This is a genomic window from Pulveribacter sp. (genome assembly GCF_032079985.1).
Classification (GTDB): domain Bacteria; phylum Pseudomonadota; class Gammaproteobacteria; order Burkholderiales; family Burkholderiaceae_C; genus Melaminivora.
This window is the reverse complement of sequence record NZ_DAMATK010000004.1, coordinates 49,903-67,622: the sequence shown is the minus strand read 5'-3', so window position 1 is coordinate 67,622 and position 17,720 is coordinate 49,903. Positions and strand designations below refer to the sequence as shown.

18 protein-coding genes and 1 other RNA gene are annotated in these 17,720 nt (G+C 71.3%); 9 read left to right on the top strand and 10 right to left on the bottom strand.

Going from position 1 to position 17,720, the window contains the following annotated elements:
- Positions 1 to 12 precede the first annotated feature (12 nt).
- Genes RT282_RS12880 through dapF form a run of 3 tightly spaced genes read right to left on the bottom strand, consistent with a single transcriptional unit; the run spans position 13 to position 2,578 of the window.
- Positions 13 to 999, bottom strand: a complete 987-nt coding sequence (locus tag RT282_RS12880) for a tyrosine-type recombinase/integrase (RefSeq protein WP_313314725.1) — start codon at positions 997 to 999, stop codon at positions 13 to 15.
- The gene (locus tag RT282_RS12875; RefSeq protein WP_312303135.1) at positions 996 to 1,682 is read right to left on the bottom strand and encodes a DUF484 family protein; all 687 of its coding nucleotides are present in this window, start codon (positions 1,680 to 1,682) and stop codon (positions 996 to 998) included. Before RT282_RS12875 ends, RT282_RS12880 begins: the two co-directional genes overlap by 4 nt.
- A 5-nt stretch (positions 1,683 to 1,687) precedes the next feature.
- On the bottom strand, positions 1,688 to 2,578 hold the full coding sequence (gene dapF, locus RT282_RS12870) for a diaminopimelate epimerase (protein ID WP_313314723.1): 891 nt from the start codon (positions 2,576 to 2,578) through the stop codon (positions 1,688 to 1,690).
- A 171-nt stretch (positions 2,579 to 2,749) separates the two neighbouring features.
- Between dapF and RT282_RS12865 the strand changes: the two genes are divergently transcribed.
- The 5 genes from RT282_RS12865 to RT282_RS12845 all read left to right on the top strand — a co-directional run bounded on the left by RT282_RS12865 (position 2,750) and on the right by RT282_RS12845 (position 8,138).
- Complete coding sequence (locus RT282_RS12865) at positions 2,750 to 2,962, top strand: hypothetical protein (protein WP_313314721.1); 213 nt, start codon at positions 2,750 to 2,752, stop codon at positions 2,960 to 2,962.
- Between the two features lie 7 nt (positions 2,963 to 2,969).
- Entirely contained in the window at positions 2,970 to 4,655 is a 1,686-nt protein-coding gene (locus RT282_RS12860; RefSeq protein WP_313314720.1) for an MBL fold metallo-hydrolase, read from the top strand.
- Between the two features lie 171 nt (positions 4,656 to 4,826).
- Positions 4,827 to 5,603, top strand: a complete 777-nt coding sequence (locus tag RT282_RS12855) for an RNA pseudouridine synthase (RefSeq protein WP_313314717.1) — start codon at positions 4,827 to 4,829, stop codon at positions 5,601 to 5,603.
- A gap of 145 nt (positions 5,604 to 5,748) precedes the next feature.
- Positions 5,749 to 6,990, top strand: a complete 1,242-nt coding sequence (locus tag RT282_RS12850) for a YjgN family protein (protein WP_313314714.1) — start codon at positions 5,749 to 5,751, stop codon at positions 6,988 to 6,990.
- A 5-nt stretch (positions 6,991 to 6,995) separates the two neighbouring features.
- Positions 6,996 to 8,138, top strand: coding sequence for a M48 family metallopeptidase (locus tag RT282_RS12845; RefSeq protein WP_313314711.1), 1,143 nt, complete (start codon positions 6,996 to 6,998; stop codon positions 8,136 to 8,138).
- 67 nt (positions 8,139 to 8,205) lie between these two features.
- Here the strand turns inward: RT282_RS12845 and rnpB are convergent.
- Both rnpB and RT282_RS12835 read right to left on the bottom strand, forming a co-directional pair.
- An RNA gene (gene rnpB, locus RT282_RS12840) (RNase P RNA component class A) lies at positions 8,206 to 8,643 on the bottom strand.
- A gap of 63 nt (positions 8,644 to 8,706) precedes the next feature.
- On the bottom strand, positions 8,707 to 8,877 hold the full coding sequence (locus RT282_RS12835; RefSeq protein WP_312303120.1) for a hypothetical protein: 171 nt from the start codon (positions 8,875 to 8,877) through the stop codon (positions 8,707 to 8,709).
- A 235-nt stretch (positions 8,878 to 9,112) separates the two neighbouring features.
- Between RT282_RS12835 and cysK the strand changes: the two genes are divergently transcribed.
- The 4 genes from cysK (at position 9,113) to RT282_RS12815 (ending at position 13,261) form a co-directional block, all read left to right on the top strand.
- A complete protein-coding gene (gene cysK / locus RT282_RS12830) occupies positions 9,113 to 10,030 on the top strand; it encodes a cysteine synthase A (RefSeq protein ID WP_313080801.1) in 918 nt (305 codons plus the stop codon).
- A gap of 185 nt (positions 10,031 to 10,215) precedes the next feature.
- A complete protein-coding gene (locus tag RT282_RS12825; RefSeq protein ID WP_312303116.1) occupies positions 10,216 to 10,992 on the top strand; it encodes an endonuclease/exonuclease/phosphatase family protein in 777 nt (258 codons plus the stop codon).
- Positions 10,989 to 12,212 carry a cardiolipin synthase ClsB gene (gene clsB, locus RT282_RS12820; protein WP_313314707.1) on the top strand — a complete coding sequence of 408 codons (1,224 nt, stop codon included), beginning with the start codon at positions 10,989 to 10,991 and terminating at the stop codon, positions 12,210 to 12,212. Before RT282_RS12825 ends, clsB begins: the two co-directional genes overlap by 4 nt.
- A 20-nt stretch (positions 12,213 to 12,232) precedes the next feature.
- Positions 12,233 to 13,261 carry a YbhN family protein gene (locus RT282_RS12815; RefSeq protein WP_313314705.1) on the top strand — a complete coding sequence of 343 codons (1,029 nt, stop codon included), beginning with the start codon at positions 12,233 to 12,235 and terminating at the stop codon, positions 13,259 to 13,261.
- A gap of 117 nt (positions 13,262 to 13,378) precedes the next feature.
- Here the strand turns inward: RT282_RS12815 and htpX are convergent, their stop codons facing one another.
- The 5 genes from htpX to RT282_RS12790 all read right to left on the bottom strand — a co-directional run bounded on the left by htpX (position 13,379) and on the right by RT282_RS12790 (position 17,639).
- Positions 13,379 to 14,257 carry a protease HtpX gene (gene htpX, locus RT282_RS12810; RefSeq protein ID WP_313314703.1) on the bottom strand — a complete coding sequence of 293 codons (879 nt, stop codon included), beginning with the start codon at positions 14,255 to 14,257 and terminating at the stop codon, positions 13,379 to 13,381.
- 75 nt (positions 14,258 to 14,332) lie between these two features.
- On the bottom strand, positions 14,333 to 15,100 hold the full coding sequence (locus tag RT282_RS12805; RefSeq protein ID WP_313314700.1) for a DUF3025 domain-containing protein: 768 nt from the start codon (positions 15,098 to 15,100) through the stop codon (positions 14,333 to 14,335).
- A complete protein-coding gene (locus tag RT282_RS12800) occupies positions 15,084 to 15,953 on the bottom strand; it encodes an NYN domain-containing protein (protein ID WP_313314699.1) in 870 nt (289 codons plus the stop codon). Before RT282_RS12800 ends, RT282_RS12805 begins: the two co-directional genes overlap by 17 nt.
- 33 nt (positions 15,954 to 15,986) lie before the next feature.
- Complete coding sequence (gene pyrC / locus RT282_RS12795; protein ID WP_313314697.1) at positions 15,987 to 17,039, bottom strand: dihydroorotase; 1,053 nt, start codon at positions 17,037 to 17,039, stop codon at positions 15,987 to 15,989.
- Between the two features lie 93 nt (positions 17,040 to 17,132).
- The gene (locus tag RT282_RS12790; RefSeq protein ID WP_313314694.1) at positions 17,133 to 17,639 is read right to left on the bottom strand and encodes a hypothetical protein; all 507 of its coding nucleotides are present in this window, start codon (positions 17,637 to 17,639) and stop codon (positions 17,133 to 17,135) included.
- Positions 17,640 to 17,720 lie beyond the last annotated feature (81 nt).

Below are 17,720 nucleotides of genomic sequence, written 5' to 3'. Positions count from 1 at the left end.
AGGCCCGGCCCTTCAGTCCCCGCTCTTCTTGTGCGCGCGCGGATGCGCCTGGTCGTACACCTGGGCCAGGTGCTGGAAGTCCAGCCGCGTGTAGACCTGGGTGGTGGTGATGCTGGCGTGGCCCAGCAGCTCCTGCACGGCGCGCAGGTCGCCGCTGGACTGCAGCAGGTGGCTGGCAAACGAGTGGCGCAGCATGTGCGGGTGCACCGGCGTGGTCAGGCCGGCCACGCTGCTGCGCTCGCGCAGGCGCAGCCAGACGGTCTGCGCCGTGATGCGCGCGCCGCGCCGGCCCACGAACAGGGCGCAGTCGTCCAGTCGTCCAGCGCCGCCGCCGAAGGGCAGCGCCCGCTGCGACAGCCAGTGCGCCAGCGCCCGCGCCGCCGCGCCGCCCAGGGGCACGCTGCGGCGCTTGCCGCCCTTGCCGAAGACGTGGGCCTCGCCCGCATCCAGGTCCACCCAGCCGCGGCCCTGCTGCTGGGCGGCGCTGCTAGCGGCCACGTCCAGCCCGACCAGCTCGCCCACGCGCAGGCCGCAGCCGTACAGCAGCTCCACCACGGCGGCATCGCGCGCCTCCAGCCAGGGGTCGGCCCCGGGCTGCTCGTGCTCGGCCAGGCGCACGGCGTCGTCCACCGGCAGGGCCTTGGGCAGCGGCTTGGGCGCCTTGGGCGCGCGCACGTCCTGCACCGGGTTGTGCGCGATGAGGCCCTGGCGCGCCGCCCAGGCATAGAAACCCCGCCAGCCCGACAGGATGAGCGCGATGCCGCGCGCGCTGCGCCCGCCGGCGTGCATCTGCGCGGCGAAGCGGCGGATGTGGCCACTGCCCAGCTGCAGCAGCGGCAGCTGCGCCTCGCGCGCATGGGCGCACAGGCGCTGCAGGTCCAGGGTGTAGAGGATGAGGGTGCGCGCGGCCAAGCGCTTTTGCACCCGCGCGTAATCCAGGTAGGCCAGCGCCTCGGCGGGCAGGCCGCCGTCGGCCGGGGGCACTGCCTCGGGGCTCACTGCAGGCGCGACAGGGCGCTGCTGGCCAGCTCGGCCATGCGCACCAGGAAGTCCGTGCCCATGGTGGCCTCGAAGCGCTGCGCGTCGTGCGAGGCCAGCACCACCAGGCCGAAGGCCGGGCTGTCGGCGCTGTCGATGGCGCCCTCGCGCAGCGGCAGCAGCGCCAGCGAGCGCGCCTCCTGCGCGTCGGGCAGCCAGGCCGTGGCCTCGAAGCCCAGATTGGGACCGCAAAACGGCATGGTCAGCGACGAGGCGAAGGCGCGCACGTCCTCGCTCACGCCCTGGGTGAAGGGCGCGTTCAGGTGGGCCGGCGCCACGCCCCACACGCGCAGCGCCACCTGGGGCACGTCGAACAGGGTGCGTATGCCCTGCTCCACCGCCTGGGGCACCTCGGCCGCCCAGCGCACGCCGGCCAGCTGGCGCGCCCACTGGTGCACCTTGCCGGCGATGGCGGCGTTCTCGTTGCTGTGGCGCACCATCTCCATGACGCGCTGCTCCAGCAGCTTGATCTTGTCGCGCAGCATCTCGGCCTGGCGCTCGTGCAGGCTGACGGCGCGCTGGCCGTGCGGGCTGGCGAAGGTAACGGAGGCCAGCAGCTCGGCATGGCGCTCGAAGAAACCCGGCGTGGCCGCCAGGTACTGGGCGATGTCGTCTTCGGTGATGGGAGTGATGGGCAGGGTCATGGCGGTCAGGCGGACGCGCTGGCGTCCGCGGGAAGGTCGATCTCGCCCTCGAACACCGTGGTGGCGGGGCCGGTCATGAAAACGCTGGCGTGTGGCTCGCCGCTCCATTCGATGGTCAGCAGGCCGCCGCGGGTGTGCACATCCACGCGCGTGTCCAGCAGCCCCAGGCGGATGCCTGCCGCAACGGCGGCGCAAGCGCCCGAGCCGCAGGCCAGCGTCTCGCCGGCGCCGCGCTCGTACACGCGCAGGCGTGCCCGGGTGCGGTCCACGATCTGCAGAAAGCCGGCGTTCACCCGCTCGGCGAAGCGCGGATGACCCTCCACCAGCGGGCCCACGAGGGCCACGGGGGCGGCGTCCACGTCGGGCACCAGCTGCACGGCATGCGGGTTGCCCATGGATACCAGCGCTATCCAAACCATAGCTGCCTGCGCTTGCCCCTCAAGGGCCAGAGGCCATTTTTGCCCCAAACCTTCGGCCACGGGCTGCAGGCCGCCGGCGTCGAAGGCCACGCTGGCCGGGTCGAAGGCGGGGCGGCCCATGTCCACACGCACGCGGCCGTCCGGCGCCAGGCGCAGCTCGATCACGCCAGCCAGGGTCTGCACGCGCAGCACGTCCTTGTCCGTCAGGCCCTTGTCGTGCACATAGCGGGCAAAGCAGCGCGCGCCGTTGCCGCACTGCTCGACCTGCCCGCCGTCGGCGTTGTGGATCAGGTATTCGAAGTCGATGCCAGGCGCCGGCGAGGGGCGCACCGTCAGCACCTGGTCCGCGCCCACGCCGAAGTGCCGGTCGGCCAGGCGGCGGTAGTGCGCCGGCTGCAGGCCCAGGGGGGCCGCCGTCTCGTCCAGCACGACAAAATCGTTGCCGGCGCCCTGCATCTTGGTGAAGCGGATGTGCATGGCGGGGATTATCCGGCGCCGGCCCGGGGCGCAGCACCGGGCGCACCGCACGCGGGAAAACCCCAGGGGCGAGAACTTGAGTTTTTTTCTCGGATTTGACCTGCCGCAACCCCGCCGCGCCCGGGCTGCGCAGCATGGCGGCCCTGCGATGAACGGATGGACGAGACCCCCATGACACTCACCCTGAACGTACTGAACCACCTGCACGCCGACGACGAGCATGCCGCCGCCGCGCTGGTGCGGCAAAGCGGCGACGGCGCCGCGCTGATCGAGCTGCTGGAGCTGCTGTGGAGCGCCGGCGTGGCCCGCGCCCCGGCGCTGGTCGGCCCGGTGCTGGAGCGCCTGTCGCAATTGAGCCCGGTGACGCCCGGAGCCTGCCGATAATGAGCCGATGCCCCGCGACAGCCAGCACCTCCACCCCCGCCGCCCCCCCGTCACACCGCTGCATGCGGCCACCGTGCTGCTGCTACGCGACGCGCCCGCACCCGATGGCAGCGCCAGCACGCTGCAGGTGCTGATGACGCGCCGCTCGGCCACGGCCAGCTTCGTGCCCGGGGCTTACGTCTTTCCCGGCGGCGGCATCGAGGCGCAGGACGCCGCGCCCGCCTCCCACGCCCTGGCCGACCACCGCCCGGCCCAGGCCGGCGAGCGCCTGACCGAGGCCCTGGCCGCGCTGCGCGAGAGCTTCGAGGAGCTGGGCATCCTGCTGGCGCGGCGCGCCGACGGCCGCTGGGCCGGCCCCGAGGACATCGCCGCGCTGGACCGCAAGGCGCCCTTCGCCGCCCAGGTGGCCGCGCGCGGCCTGCGCCTGGCGGCGGACGCCATGTACCCGCTGGCGCACTGGACGGCCGACCGCAACCTGCCCAAGCGCTTCGCCGTGCCCTTCCTGGTGGCGCGCATGCCGCCCGGCCAGGAGCCCGTGGCCGACGAGTCCGAGCAGTTCGAGCCCGTCTGGGTCAGTCCCGCCGACGCCCTGGCCCGGCACGAGGCAGGGCAGTTCTTCATGATCTACCCGACCATCCGCACGCTGGAGCGCCTGGCGCAGTATGCCGACGTGCAGGCCGTGCTGGACGCCGTGGCGCACGAGCAGCCGCTGTGGGTCAGCAGCCCGCGCTCGGGCCTGCTGGCCGGCAAGGAGGCCCGCTACATGGAGCACGAGGCGCCGTTTGGCGAGCTGGCCCTGGTCTGCCCCGACGGCCTCGGCCAGCACGTGCTGGACTGGCAGTGCGAGCGGCCCGTGCCGCTGCTCAAGAACGTGCAGCGCCTGACGGCCCCCAACCCCGGCGTGATGACCGGCCCCGGCACCAACAGCTACCTAGTGGGCGAGCCGGCCACCGGCTATATCGCCATCGATCCCGGCCCGCAGGACGGCGAGCACCTGGAGCGCCTGTGGCGCGCCGCCGGCGGCGACATCCGCGCCATCGTCTGCACCCACTCGCACGCCGACCACTCCCCTGGCGCCGCGCCGCTGCAGGCCCTGGTGGTCGCGCACGGCCGTGCTGCCCCGCCGGTGCTGGGCCTGCCCTCGGCCCCCACGGCGCGCGCGGCCAGCCATTTCGTGCCTGACCGGGCGCTATCAGATGGAGAGCTGCTGACGCTGACAGGACAAGGGCTGGAGGGCGAAATCACCCATACCCTGGAGGTGGTGCACACGCCCGGCCACGCGGCCAACCACCTGTGCCTGATCCTGCGCGAGGACGGGCTGCTGTTCTCCGGCGACCACATCCTGAACGGCAGCACCACCATCATCGACCCGCCCGACGGCAACATGGCCCACTACCTGGACTCGCTGGCCCGGCTGGACGCGCTGTGCGTGCAGCACGGCGTGGAGTTCATCGCCCCGGCCCACGGCTACGTGCTGTGCGATGCGCGCGGCGCCATTGCCCAGCTCACCGCCCACCGCCTGGCGCGCGAGGCCAAGGTGCTGGCCGCCATGCAGGCGCGCCCCGAAGGCAGCATGGAGGACTGGACCCGTCTGGCCTACGCCGACGTGCCGCCGCGCATGTGGCCGCTGGCCCAGCGCTCGCTGCTGGCCCACGTGGAGCGCATCCGCATGCTCGAACCAGGGAATGATTGAACACCCCCCTGAGGCGCTGCGCGCCTTCCCCCCGCTCTCGCCATGCTGCGCATGGCGGGCAGGGGGACGACGCCAGCGGACCGGCAAAGCCGGATCCGCGGCGTCTGCTGGCTTGGGCGAGCGCCAGTTGCGTAAGCTTGGCTGCCTTAGCCATCGCTTGAATTGCCCCGCATGACCGAAGAAGACCAAGACACCGTCCGCCTGTCCAAGCGCCTGGCCGAGCAGCAGCAGTGCTCGCGCCGCGAGGCCGAGCTGTACATCGAGGGCGGCTGGGTCAGCGTGGACGGCCAGGTGGTCGAGCAGCCGGGCACCCGCGTAGCGCCGGGCCAGCAGGTGGAACTGGCCCCGCGCGCCCGCGCCGAGGAGGTGCCGCCCATCACGCTGGTCCTGCACAAACCGGCCGGCTACGAGGCCGGCCTGGGCGCCGCGCCCGGCGATGCGCACGCCAGCCGCAGCCGCGGCGCGCCCGATGCGCTGACGCTGATCCACCCGGACAGCCGCCACGCTGAGGGCGGCCCGCCGGTGCGCGTGCTGCAGCGGCACTTCCGCCAGCTGGTGTGCCACACGCCCCTGACCACCGAGGCCAGCGGCCTGGTGGTCTACACCCAGGACCGGCGCATGGCGCGCCGGCTGGTGGAGGACATCGAGACGCTGGAGCAGGAATGCATCGTGCAGGTCGAAGGCCAGATCGCCGAAGGCGGCCTGCAGCGCCTGTGCCACGGCCTGTCCTTCAACGGCCGGGCGCTGCCGCCCATCAAGGTCAGCTGGCAAAGCGAGCAGCGCCTGCGCTTTGCCCTCAAGGGCATACGCCCCGGCCAGGTGCCGGCCATGTGCGCGGCGGTGGGACTGCAGGTTACGGCCCTGCGGCGCATCCGCATCGGCCGCGTGGCGCTGGCCAAGCTGCCCGAGGGCCAGTGGCGCTATCTGCTGCCCTGGGAGCGCTTTTAGCTCCTGAAACAATAGCTGTCAGCGCTTGCTGGATAAGGGCTGAAGGCAGATTTCACTCTTTGCTTGTGTGCCGTGGAAACACCCGGATACACTGCGCCACCGCCGCCTGTGGCGGGCACAAAAAAGAAAGAGAGAGGGGAAATCTATGGATGCCCAGACCCTGGGTGGTGGCGGCGCGCTGCGCGCGTCCTTTGCCTCGCACGACATCGAGGCCCACCCGCTGCGCTTCACCGGCAGCGGCGGCGGCTATTTCCGGGTGTGGATCGTCAACGTGCTGCTGTCCATCCTGACGCTGGGGCTGTACACGCCCTGGGCGCGGCGGCGCACGGCCCAGTATTTCTACGGCCACAGCCTGGTGGCCGGCAGCGCGCTGGAGTTCACCGCGCAGCAGCGGCGCATGGTGGTGGGCTTCATCGCCGTGGCGCTGCTGACGCTGGCCTACAAGCTGGCCGCGCAGACCGGGCAGGACCTGGCCCTGGGCCTGCTGCTGCTGGGCGGCGCGCTGCTGTCGCCGCTGATCTGGGGCAGCGCCATGCGCTTTCGCCTGGGCAACACGCGCTGGCGTGGCGTGCGCCTGGCCTTCAACGCCTCCTGGCGCGAGGTCTATGTGGCCAGCTGGCCGGTCTTCGCGCTGGCGCTGGTGGTGCTGGCCGTGGGCGGCGGCCTGCAGCTGCTGGCGCCCGAGGTGCCCCCGGCCGAAGAGCGCCGCCTGCCCGCCTTCACCGCGCCTATGGGAGGCCTGATCGCCCTGGGCCTGGTGCTGGCCGTGCTGTGCGTCATCCGGCTCGAATACAACTACCGCAGCCTGATGGTGCGCCGCGCCAGCATCGGCCAGGAAGCCGGGCGGCTGAAGCTGCGCTACCGCGACTTCGTCTGGCTGTGGCTGGCCACGCTGGCGGTGTTCATCGTCTCGGTGCTGGTGCTGTCGACCCTGTTGGCAGCCGTGCTGGGCGGCTCGTGGGCGCTGCTCAAGGCCCTGGTGCCGGCCCGGCCCGGCATGGGCGCGGTGCTGCTCATCGTGGCGGCGATGGTGCTGGGCCTGCTGTTGCTGGCCCTGGCCACGGCGCCGGCGCGCGCCTACCGCGAGGCGGCGTTGTTTCGCCTGACCTGGGGCCACACCGGGGTAAGCGGCATCGCCCGCTTCAAATGCAATCTGCGCGTGGGCGGCTTCGTGCTGCTGCGCCTGCGCAACGCGCTCTTCACGCTGCTGACGCTGGGCCTGTACCGCCCCTTCGCGCGGGTGAGCGAGTACCGCATGAAGCTACAGTCCGTCACCGTGCACGTGAAGGGCGGCGTCGACCAGGTCGCCGGCCGCCTGGAGCGCCAGCAGGCCAGCGGCATCGGCGACGCGCTGGCCGACGCGGCCGGGCTGGACCTGATCGGCTGAGCGCCATGACCGCCCCGCCGCCCGCGCCCCAGCTGCTGCGCGCCCGCTGGTACGACGGGCGCAGCAGCCAGCCGCGCGCCGTGCACGTGGCGCTGGTGCCCGCCCGCGGCGGCCCGGCCCTGGTGCTGCACGCCAGCGGCGCCGCTCCGCTGCGCCTGGAAGGGCGCCAGATCGGCTGGCCCGAGATGTGGAGCGCGCGTACCGCGCCCCAACAGGGCGCGGTCGTGGACCTGGGCGAGGCCGGCAGCCTGGAGATCGACGATGCCGCGGCCTGGCATGCCGCACGCCGCGCCGCCGGCGGCCGCGCCAGCGTGCGCGAGCGGCTGCAGACGCGCTGGCCGGCGCTGCTGGTCGGCCTGCTGCTGGCAGCCGTGATCGTGACGCTGTTTTACCGCCACGCCACGCCCTGGCTGGCCGCGCAACTGACGCGCCACGTGCCGCTGCCGTGGGAGCAGGCCCTGTCGCGCCATGCCCTGCGCGAGATGGACGACGGCGTGCTCGAGCCCAGCCGCCTGGCGCCCGAGCGGCAGGCGGCGCTGCGCGCGCGCTTCGAGGCCCTCGTGGCGCACATGCCGGCGCTGCCGGCGCGCTATGCGCACTACGCGCCGCGCTACACGCTGGACTTTCGCCGCGGCCTGGGCGCCAACGCCTTTGCCCTGCCCGGCGGCGCCATCGTCGTCACCGACGGCCTGGTGGAGGCGGCCCGCGCGGCCGGGCTGCAGGATGACGCCATCGCCGGCGTGCTGGCGCACGAGATCGGCCACGTGGCCCACCGCCACACCACGCGCATGCTGGTCGAGCAGGGCGTGGTGCAGATGGGACTGGGGCTGGCGCTGGGCGACGTGTCCGGGCTGCTGGCCACAGGCAGCTCGGCCCTCACCGGGCTGGCCTACCAGCGCAGCCACGAGCGCGAGGCCGACTGCCACGCCCTGGCCCTGCTGCGCCAGGCCGGCCTGCCCAGCGCGCCCATGGCCGACCTGCTGCTGCACATTGGCGGCGACAGCAAGGCGAAGAGGGAAGCGCGCCCAAGCGAGGGCGAGGGCACGGCCGACGCAGGGGCGGGCTGGACCGACTGGCTGGGCAGCCACCCCGCCACGGCCGAGCGGGCGCGCCAGCTGCGCGCCGGCCAGGCGCCACATTGCTCCTAAAAAGAGAGCGGTCAGCGCTTATCCCATAAGCGCTGGAGCCGATTTTGACTATGAATGCGGAAAAAAAGTGTGAAGCACGCCGATAAGCCGGATTCTGTGCACCGCGGTTGCCCGCGGCGTGACCGCCATTACTCTGGGCCGGGTGTCGCCACCTCGGCTCGATGCTACCTACCCGCCAGCTCCGCGGAGCCACGTCAACGCTGGCCTACTTGGTATTGCTGCGCGTAGAGATTGCCCGTTTCACTTCGGGCGCGAAGCGCCCGAAGTGGCTGCGTCGTGCCGGGCTGATCGCCCGTCACCGTCTGGCTTGCGCCAGCCGCGCCAGCTTGCGCTGGCGAACCGCAGAACACCCCGGGTGGGCGCTTCTACGCTCGAACTCGTCTCTGTTGCTCTGATCCTCACCTCACGGTGGACAGCCGTTAGCTGCTACGCTGCCCTGTGCAGTCCGGACGTTCCTCCAGTGCCTGGTTTCCCAGCTTGCACCAGCGGCGGTCTGGCGTGCTTCACGGGCGCGATTATCGGGCCTGGCGCGCCGCGGCGGCGGCCGCGGGGCTTTCGCAGGCGGACTTCAGTGCTCCGGCAGCAGCTGGAAGATGTTGTAGGCGATGAGCAGCAGCGCGCCGACGATGCCCGCCATCATCAGCAGCGGGCCCCAGCGCGACTCGCGCGCGGAAAAGCCGACCAGCAGCAGCGCGCAGCTGGCGGTCAGCATGAGCATGGTGGTGTGCAGCAGGGTCATGGCACAAAGCGGCAAGGGGCGGTGGATGCGTGCATTGTCCGCCCCGCCCGCCCGCGCCGTGCGCCGCTTCGCATCCACCGCTTGACGCAGGTCAACGCCGCCACCCTGCTGCGGCGCGGGCACGGCGGGCCGCGGGCGGAATATCCATATCGCGACACCGCAGAACGATTTCTCCACAATGGGCGGCCTCAACCCGCTTTGCCGGCTTTTCCAACCGAACCCTCCTGGAGACACCATGCGAGTCGACAACATCCTGCAGACTATCGGCAACACCCCCCACGTGCGCATCAACCGGCTGTTCGGGCCGGGCGCCAACGTCTGGGTCAAGTCCGAGCGCGCCAACCCTGGCGGCTCCATCAAGGACCGTATCGCCCTGGCCATGGTCGAGGCGGCCGAGGCCAGCGGCGCGCTCAAGCCCGGCGGCACCATCGTCGAGCCCACCAGCGGCAACACCGGCATCGGCCTGGCGCTGGTGGCCGCCGTCAAGGGCTACAAGCTGGTGCTGGTGATGCCCGACAGCATGTCCATCGAGCGCCGCCGCCTGATGCTGGCCTACGGCGCCACGTTCGACCTGACGCCGAAGGAAAAGGGCATGAAGGGCGCCATCGCCCGCGCCCAGGAGATCGTGGACAGCACGCCCGGCGCCTGGATGCCGCAGCAGTTCGAGAACCCGGCCAACGTCGAGGTACACGCGCGCACCACGGCGCAGGAGATCCTGGCCGACTTCCCCGACGGGCTGGACGCGGTCATCACCGGCGTGGGCACGGGCGGGCACATCACCGGCGTGGCCCAGGTGCTCAAGGCCAAGTTTCCCAGCCTGAAGGTCTTCGCCGTCGAGCCCACGGGCTCGCCCGTGATCTCCGGCGGCCAGCCCGGCCCGCACCCCATCCAGGGCCTGGGCGCCGGCTTCATCCCCAAGAACCTGCACGTGGATCTGCTGGACGGCGTGATCCAGGTGGACGCCGAGCCGGCGCGCGAATACGCCCGCCGCGCCGCGCGCGAGGAAGGCCTGCTGGTGGGCATCTCCTCGGGCGCCGCGCTGGCCGCCATCGCCCAGAAGCTGCCCGAGCTGCCGGCCGGCAGCCGCGTGCTGGGCTTCAACTACGACACCGGCGAGCGCTATCTGTCGGTGGAAGGCTTCCTGCCCGGCTGAGCGGGTCGCAGCCAGCCAACCACCCCAAGGGCCTCCAGCGGAGGCCCTTTTTCATGCTCTCTGCAGGGACGAGCTTTCGCGCCGGGCACATGCAGGGCCTTGGCCCACCGTCCTACAGGCCATCGACGGGCCGCTGGCAAAAATCGACGCCACGCCCCGAGCAACGGCCGGCGCGCTGCATTGCCATGAGACATCCCACTCCCAACCCCTCCCCCGACCGCATGGCCTTCACGGTGCTCACCGTGAACGTGCACAAAGGCTTCACCTCCTTCAACCGCCGCTTCATGCTGCACGAGCTGCGCGAGGCCGTGCGCGAGGTCTCGGCCGACATCGTCTTCCTGCAGGAGGTGCTGGGCACGCACGAGCGCCACGCCAGCCGGGTGGCCAACTTCCCTGCCCAGCCGCACTACGAATTTTTGGCCGACTCGATCTGGAGCCAGTACGCCTACGGTCGCAACGCGGTCTACGACAAGGGTCACCACGGCAACGCCCTGCTGTCCAAGTTCCCCATCATGCATTTTGAGAACCACGACATCTCGGTGTCGGGCCCGGAGCGCCGCGGCATGCTGCACTGTGTGCTGCAGCCGCCCACCCTGGCCATGCCGGTGCATGCCATCTGCGTGCACCTGGGGCTGCAGGAAGCGCACCGCCACCGCCAGCTGCACCGGCTGGCGGCGCTGGTGCGTTCGCTGCCCGAGGGCGATCCGGTGGTAGTGGCCGGCGACTTCAACGACTGGCGCGGCCGGGCGCACAACCTGCTGTCGCGCGAGGCCGGGCTGCGCGAGGTTTTCGTGCACTCGCTGGGCCGCGCCGTGCGCACCTTCCCGGCGCCCATGCCGCTGCTGCCGCTGGACCGCATCTACGTGCGCGGCGCGGCCGTACACACGCCGCTGGCCCTGCCGCGCCAGCCGTGGAACCGACTGTCCGACCATGCGCCGCTGGCCGCGGAGATCGCGCTGTGACCGCCTCGCCGACGGCACGGGCCCAGCGGCCGCGCCGCTCCTCACGCTGGGTGCCGGGCAACCACTTTGAGCTGCTGGAAAACGGTGAGGAGTTCTTTCCGCGCGTGTTCGACTCCATCCGCAACGCGCGCAGCGAGGTGCTGCTGGAGACCTTCATCCTGTTCGACGACAAGATCGGCCAGGCCCTGCATTCCGCCCTGCTGGAGGCCGCACAGCGCGGCGTTCAGGTCCATGTGCTGGTGGACGGCTTCGGCTCGCCCGACCTGCCGCCCGAGTTCATCGCCAGCCTGGTGCAGGCCGGCGTGCATTTCCGCGTGTTCGACCCGGGCGGACGGCGCCTGTTCGGCCAGCGGCTGAACCTGCTGCGGCGCATGCACCGCAAGATCGTGGTGGTCGACGGCGAGCTGGCCTTCATCGGCGGCATCAACTACTCGGCCGACCACGTGGCCGACTTCGGCCCGCAGGCCAAGCAGGACTGGTCGGTGGCCGTGCGCGGGCCCATCGTGGCGCACATGCACCGCTTTGCCCGGCGCGCCGTGCTGCCGCGCCATGAGCAAAAACGCCAGCGGCGCACGCCGCTGCCCGAGCTGCCGCACGCGGGCGGCGCCGACGCGCTTTTCGTCACCCGCGACAACGACCTGCACACCACCGACATCGAGCGCCACTACCGCATCGCCCTGCGCGCCGCGCGCGAGCGTGTGGTGATCGCCAACGCCTATTTCTTTCCCGGCTGGCGCCTGGTGCGGGCGCTGCGCCGCGCCGCGCGCCGGGGCGTGCAGGTCAGCCTGATCCTGCAGGGCGAGCCGGACATGCCCATCGTGAAGACGGCCGCCAGCCTGCTGTACGACCACCTGCTGCGTGCTGGCGTGCGCATCTATGAATACTGCGAGCGCCCGCTGCACGGCAAGGTGGCGCTGGTGGACCGGCAGTGGTCCACCGTGGGCTCCAGCAACCTCGACCCCTTGAGCCTGTCGCTGAACCTGGAGGCCAACGTGGTCATCCGCGACGAGGCCTTCAACGCCCTGCTGTACGACCGGCTGCAGCGGCTGATGCAGGACAGCTGCAAGCAGGTGCGGCCCGAGCCGCAAGGCGCCTTCGAGGGCCTGCGCCTGCTGCGCGGCTACTGCGTGTACCACCTGATGCGCTGGTTCCCCACCTGGGCCGGCTGGTTGCCACGCCACCAGCCCACCATCTCGCTGGTGCGCCCCGGCGCGCAATGACCCCACCAGGAGCCGCCAGCGTGACCGCCTCACCCTCCCGCACTGCCGCTGCGGCGCCTGCTCCTGGCGCTGGCCGTTGGCGCGCGCTGCTGGCGCGCCCGGGTTGGCGCTGGGCCGGCGGCGCGGCCATGGCGGCCGTGGCGCTCTTCATCGTCTGGCTGCTGGTGCGCGGCGCCATGCAGGTGGACTGGCCGGCCGTGTGGCGCGCCCTGCGCGGCCTGCCGCCGGCCACGCTGGCGCTGGCAGCGCTGCTGGGCTGGGCCGGGCATCTGGCCTACGGCTGCTTCGACCTGTTTGGCCGCTACCTGGTGCGCCACCGGCTGTCGGTCGCGCGCACCATGGCGGTCACGCTGATCGCCTACCCGTTCACGCTGAACCTGGGCTCGCTGGTGGGCGGGGTCTCGGTGCGCTGGCGGCTGTACTCGCGCCTGGGGCTGAACGTGGGCCAGATCGCCCAGGTGGTGGTGGTCTCCATTGTTACCAACTGGGTGGGTTACTTCGCGCTGGCCTGCCTGGTGTTCTGGCGCTGGGCGCCGCCGCTGCCGCCCAGCTGGTCGCTGGACGGCGGGCAGCTGCGCTGGCTGGGCCTGGCCCTGGCGGCGCTGAGCGCCGGCTACGTGCTGCTGTGCGCCTGGCGCGGCGGCCAGGCACTCACGCTGCGCGGGCACAGTCTGCCCCTGCCTCGCTGGCCGGTGGCGCTGTCGCAGCTGGCGCTGTCGTGCACCAGCTGGGGCCTGATGGGTGCGGCCGTGTGGGCGCTGGCGCGTGGTCATGCACCCTATCCGGCGGCGCTGGCCACCGTGCTGCTGGGCGCGGTGGCGGGTCTGATCTCGCGCATCCCCGCCGGGCTGGGTGTGCTGGAGGCCGTGGGCACGGCCGTGCTGTCGGCCTATATGCCGGTCAGCGAGGCGCTGGCCGTGGTGCTGGCGTTTCGTGCCCTGTACTACCTGGCGCCGCTGGTGGCCGCCGCCGTGGCGCTGCTGGCCACCGAGCTGCTGTGGCGCCGCCGGGGAGGCGGGCAGGAAACTTCAAGCCAAAACGAGCTCTAGCGCGCGCCAGTTAAGCGCCAGCAGCTATTTTTCCAATAGCACCCTGACATTCAGGCCAGAAAAAAACCGCCCCAGGGCGCGAACCCTGCGGCGGTTTGACTACTGTGCAAGCGCGGGTCAGAGCTGCTGCGCGTTCTGCAGCGCGGCCACGCGCTCCTCGATGGGCGGGTGCGAGGAAAACAGCTTGCCCAGCCCGCCGGTGATGCCCATGGCCTGCAGGCTCTTGGGCATCTCGCCGGGCACCATGCCGCCCAGGCGGTACAGGGCGTTGATCATGGGCTGCTTGCGGCCCATCAGACGGGCGGCGCCGGCGTCGGCGCGGAATTCACGCTGGCGCGAGAACCAGGCCACGATGATGGCGGCCAGAAAGCCCAGCAGGATGTCCAGCACGATGGTCGTGACCATGTAGCCGATGCCGGGGCCGGAGTTGTTCTCGTCGTTCCTGCGCAGGAAGCTGTCCACCGCATAGCCGATGACGCGCGACAGGAACACCACGAAGGTGTTCATCACGCCCTGGATCAGCGCCATGGTGACCATGTCGCCGTTGGCAACGTGGGCCACCTCGTGGCCGATGACGGCTTCGACCTCCTCGCGCGTCATGCCCTGCAGCAGGCCGGTGGAGACGGCCACCAGGGCCGAGTTCTTGAAGGCGCCGGTGGCGAAGGCGTTGGCTTCGCCCTGGTAGATGCCGACCTCGGGCATCTGGATGCCGGCCTGCTCGGAAAAGCGCCGCACGGTCTCCACGATCCAGGCCTCGTCCTGGTTGCGCGGGTTGTTGATGATTTGCACGCCCATGCTCATCTTGGCAATGGGTTTGCTCATCAGCAGCGAGATGATGGCGCCGCCAAAGCCCATGATGAAGGCGAAGCCCAGCAGCGCGCCCAGGTTCAGGCCGTTGGCGGTGAGGTAGCGGTTCACCCCCAGCAGGCTGGCGACGATGCCCAGCACCACCACCACGGCGACGTTGGTCAGCAGGAAAAGCGCTATGCGTTTCATTTGAGAGGAGAGCTCCACGAAAGAAGGAAATCGGCGCTGGCGCGCCCGGCAGAGATGGGGCGCCCGGCCGGCGGTTCAAGCCCCGCGCGGCGGCCGGAAAACGAGCGGGTCATCATAAAAGCACGGGCTTTCGTTCCCCGCCCACCAGCCGGGTACACCCAGAACCGGCACCGGATTGAACGGCTTGGCGGCCAGGGCCTCGGCACCCAGGCCGTGGGCCAGCCAGGCATCCGCCTCCGCTACTGTTTCGATAGCTTGCGGCGCTTGCAGGACATGGGCTGTGATGCCTTTTCGCGGTTCGCCCAGTTTCTCCAGCAGCGCGTGGCCGAAGGGCAGCAGCCGGGCCTGGCGCCACAGCGGGCGCAGATCGACAAAGGCATGCCGCCACTGGCGCGCGGCCAGCGCCTGGTGCAGCGGCGCGGGTGCGCACAGCAGGGCGCCGTTTTCGTCCAGCAGCGTGATGGCGTCGCGCAGTGGCCCCCGCACCGCGCCCACGCCGGCCCGGACGATGGCGCCGTGCTGCCAGGCGTTCAGCCGGCGCTTGGCCTGCGGCCAGCGCAGCCAGGCCAGGCCGTTGAAGAAGTCGTGCAGGTTGTCGCGCGTGGGCACGCGGCGGCGCTCGAAGACGAACTGCTCGTAGGCCAGGCCGGGCGGCAGGGCCTGCTGGGGCACGAAGCGCACGCCGGGGTCGGGCGCATGGCCGGCGGCCACCAGGGCGTTGAGCGCCTCGGCGACGCAGGCGCCCTGCTCCACCAGCGCCGCCGCGCGGCGGCCCAGCGCGGCCAGGTCGGCCAGCCAGGGGCGCTGCCAGTCGATAGGGGCCAAGTTACCCGGCGGCGCCATGCAGCGGCGGCTGCGGCGTGCGGGCGCTACGCTTGTCGCGCACGGCCACGCGCGGCGTGCCCTCGTCGCGCAGCTCGAAGGCCTGGGTGGCGGCCAGCAGCTTGGACAGCGTGGCGTAGCCGTAGTTGCGCGCATCGAACGAGGTCTTGTTGCCGATCTGCGTGCCCAGGGCGCCCACGCGGGCCCAGCCGTCCTCGTCCTGGCAGGCCTGCACGGCGTGGCGCAGCAGGTTCAGCAGGCGGGTGTCTTGGCGCAGCGCGGTGGTGGGCACGCGCAGCGTGGCCGGGCGGGCCGGCACGCCGGGGGCGGGGAGCTCCTGCGGCGGAGGCACGGGTTCGGCGGGCTCGGCGGGCAGCGCGTCGGCGGGCTGGCCGGCGGAGCGCGCGGCATCGGCCTCACCTTCCGGCTCGCCGGTGAGCGACTCCAGGTACAGAAAGCGCGAGCAGGCGTTGACGAAGGGCTTGGGCGTCTGCTCGGCGCCGAAGCCGTAGACAGCCGAGCCCTTGGCGCGCAGGTGCATGACCAGGGGCGTGAAGTCGGCGTCCGAGGAGACGATGCCGAAGGCGTCGGGCCGGTCGGTGTAGAGCAGCTCCATGGCGTCCACCGTCATGGCCATGTCGGTGGCGTTCTTGCGCCTGGAATAGTCGAACTGCTGGATGGGCCGGATGCCGAATTCCAGCAGCCGGCTCTGCCAGCCCTGCAGGCCGTGCTTGGTCCAGTTGCCGTAGGCACGGCGGATGTTGATCTCGCCCAGCGTGGACAGCTCGGTCAGGATCTCGTCGATCTTCTCGGCCGGTGCGTTGTCGGCGTCGATCAGCAGGGCGATGCGCAATCCGCGTTCGGAATCCGGCATGGGCGGCCTTTCGTCTGGGGTGCAGGGGCGTTGTCAGCGGCCGGCGTCCACCCGCCAGGCCAGCGACTCGCCGGCGCGCAGGGGTTTCAACTCGGCGTCGCCGAAGGGGTAGCTGTCGGGCACCGTCCAGGCCTGGCGGCGCAGGGTGATGGTGCCCTGGTTGCGCGGCAAGCCGTAGAAGGCCGGGCCGTTGAAGCTGGCGAAAGCTTCGAGCTGGTCCAGTGCGCCGGCGTTGTCGAAGGCCTCGGCATACAGCTCGATGGCGGCGTGGGCGGTGTAGCAGCCGGCGCAGCCGCTGGCGTGCTCCTTGAGCTGCGCCGGGTGCGGGGCGCTGTCGGTGCCCAGGAAGAATTTGCCGCTGCCGCCCGTGGCCGCCTGTACCAGCGCCAGGCGGTGCGTCTCGCGCTTGAGCACCGGCAGGCAGTAGTAGTGCGGGCGGATGCCGCCGGTGAACAGGGCGTTGCGGTTGTACAGCAGGTGGTGGGCGGTGATGGTGGCGGCCGTGTGCGCGTCGCTCTGCGTCACGTACTGCGCCGCCTCCTTCGTCGTGATGTGCTCGAAGACGATCTTCAGTTCGGGGAAGTCGCGGCGCAGCGGGATGAGCTGCTGCTCGATGAAGACGGCCTCGCGGTCAAACAGGTCGATGTCCGGGCTGGTCACCTCGCCGTGCACCAGCAGCAGCATGCCGGCCTTCTGCATGGCCTCCAGCGTGGGGTAGATCTTGCGCAGGTCGGTCACGCCGGCGTCGCTGTTGGTGGTGGCGCCGGCCGGGTAGAGCTTGGCGGCGACGACGCCGGCGGCCCGGGCGCGGGCGATTTCCTCGGGCGCCAGGTTGTCGGTCAGGTACAGCGTCATCAGGGGCTCAAACTGCAGGCCCTCGGGCACGGCGGCCAGGATGCGCGCCTTGTACGCCAGCGCCTGGGCGGCGGTGGTCACCGGCGGGCGCAGGTTGGGCATGATGATGGCGCGGGCGAACTGGGCGGCCGTGTGCGGCACCACGGTGGCCAGGGGCGCGCCGTCGCGCACGTGCAGGTGCCAGTCGTCGGGGCGGACGAGGGTCAGGGTGTCGGCAGAAGGGGTGGTCATGGCGGCGATTGTCCCATCCGACCGGCGATAAAAAACCCCGGCCACCTGACGGCAGCCGGGGCAAACCCCTGTGAAGGGGCGAGGGGTTGGGAATCAGCAGCCGCCGGGACGGTTGCCGCGCATGGGGATGACGCCGGAAACGGTGATGCGCACGCCCTGGTCGTTCTCGAGCACCTTGTTGACCAGCCGGATGCGGTCGGTGGAACGCACGACCTGGACGTCGCCCCAGTCGCTGGCGCCGAATTCGCTGCCCATGAAGCTGATGAAGGCCTCGTAGACCACGGCCGAGTCGGGGCGGTAGCGCACGTCGCCCGAGGCCTGGCCGCTGCCGGCCACGCGGTTGATGCCGTCGAACTTGAAGGTGCAGACCTCGGGGTAGGAGCCCACGGGGTTCTTCTTGTCCACGTCCGTCAGGTTGACGTTGCCATCGCCATAGACGCCGTCGAAGCCGGGCGCCGTGGCGCTGGTGACCGTCAGCACGCCAGTGCGCTCGCTGGGTTCGGGATCGTCGTCGTTGCCACCGCCGCAGGCGGTGAGCGTCAGAGCGGCCGCGGTGACGGCCAGGCAGGCCCAGGTCTTGGAGGTGATGTTGTTCTTCATGTTGCTGCGGGCAGTCGTAAGGAAGGGGTGGATCGGAGAAGCTGGCGTGATCCTAGAAACGTGTTTTTCCCGCCCTTGTGC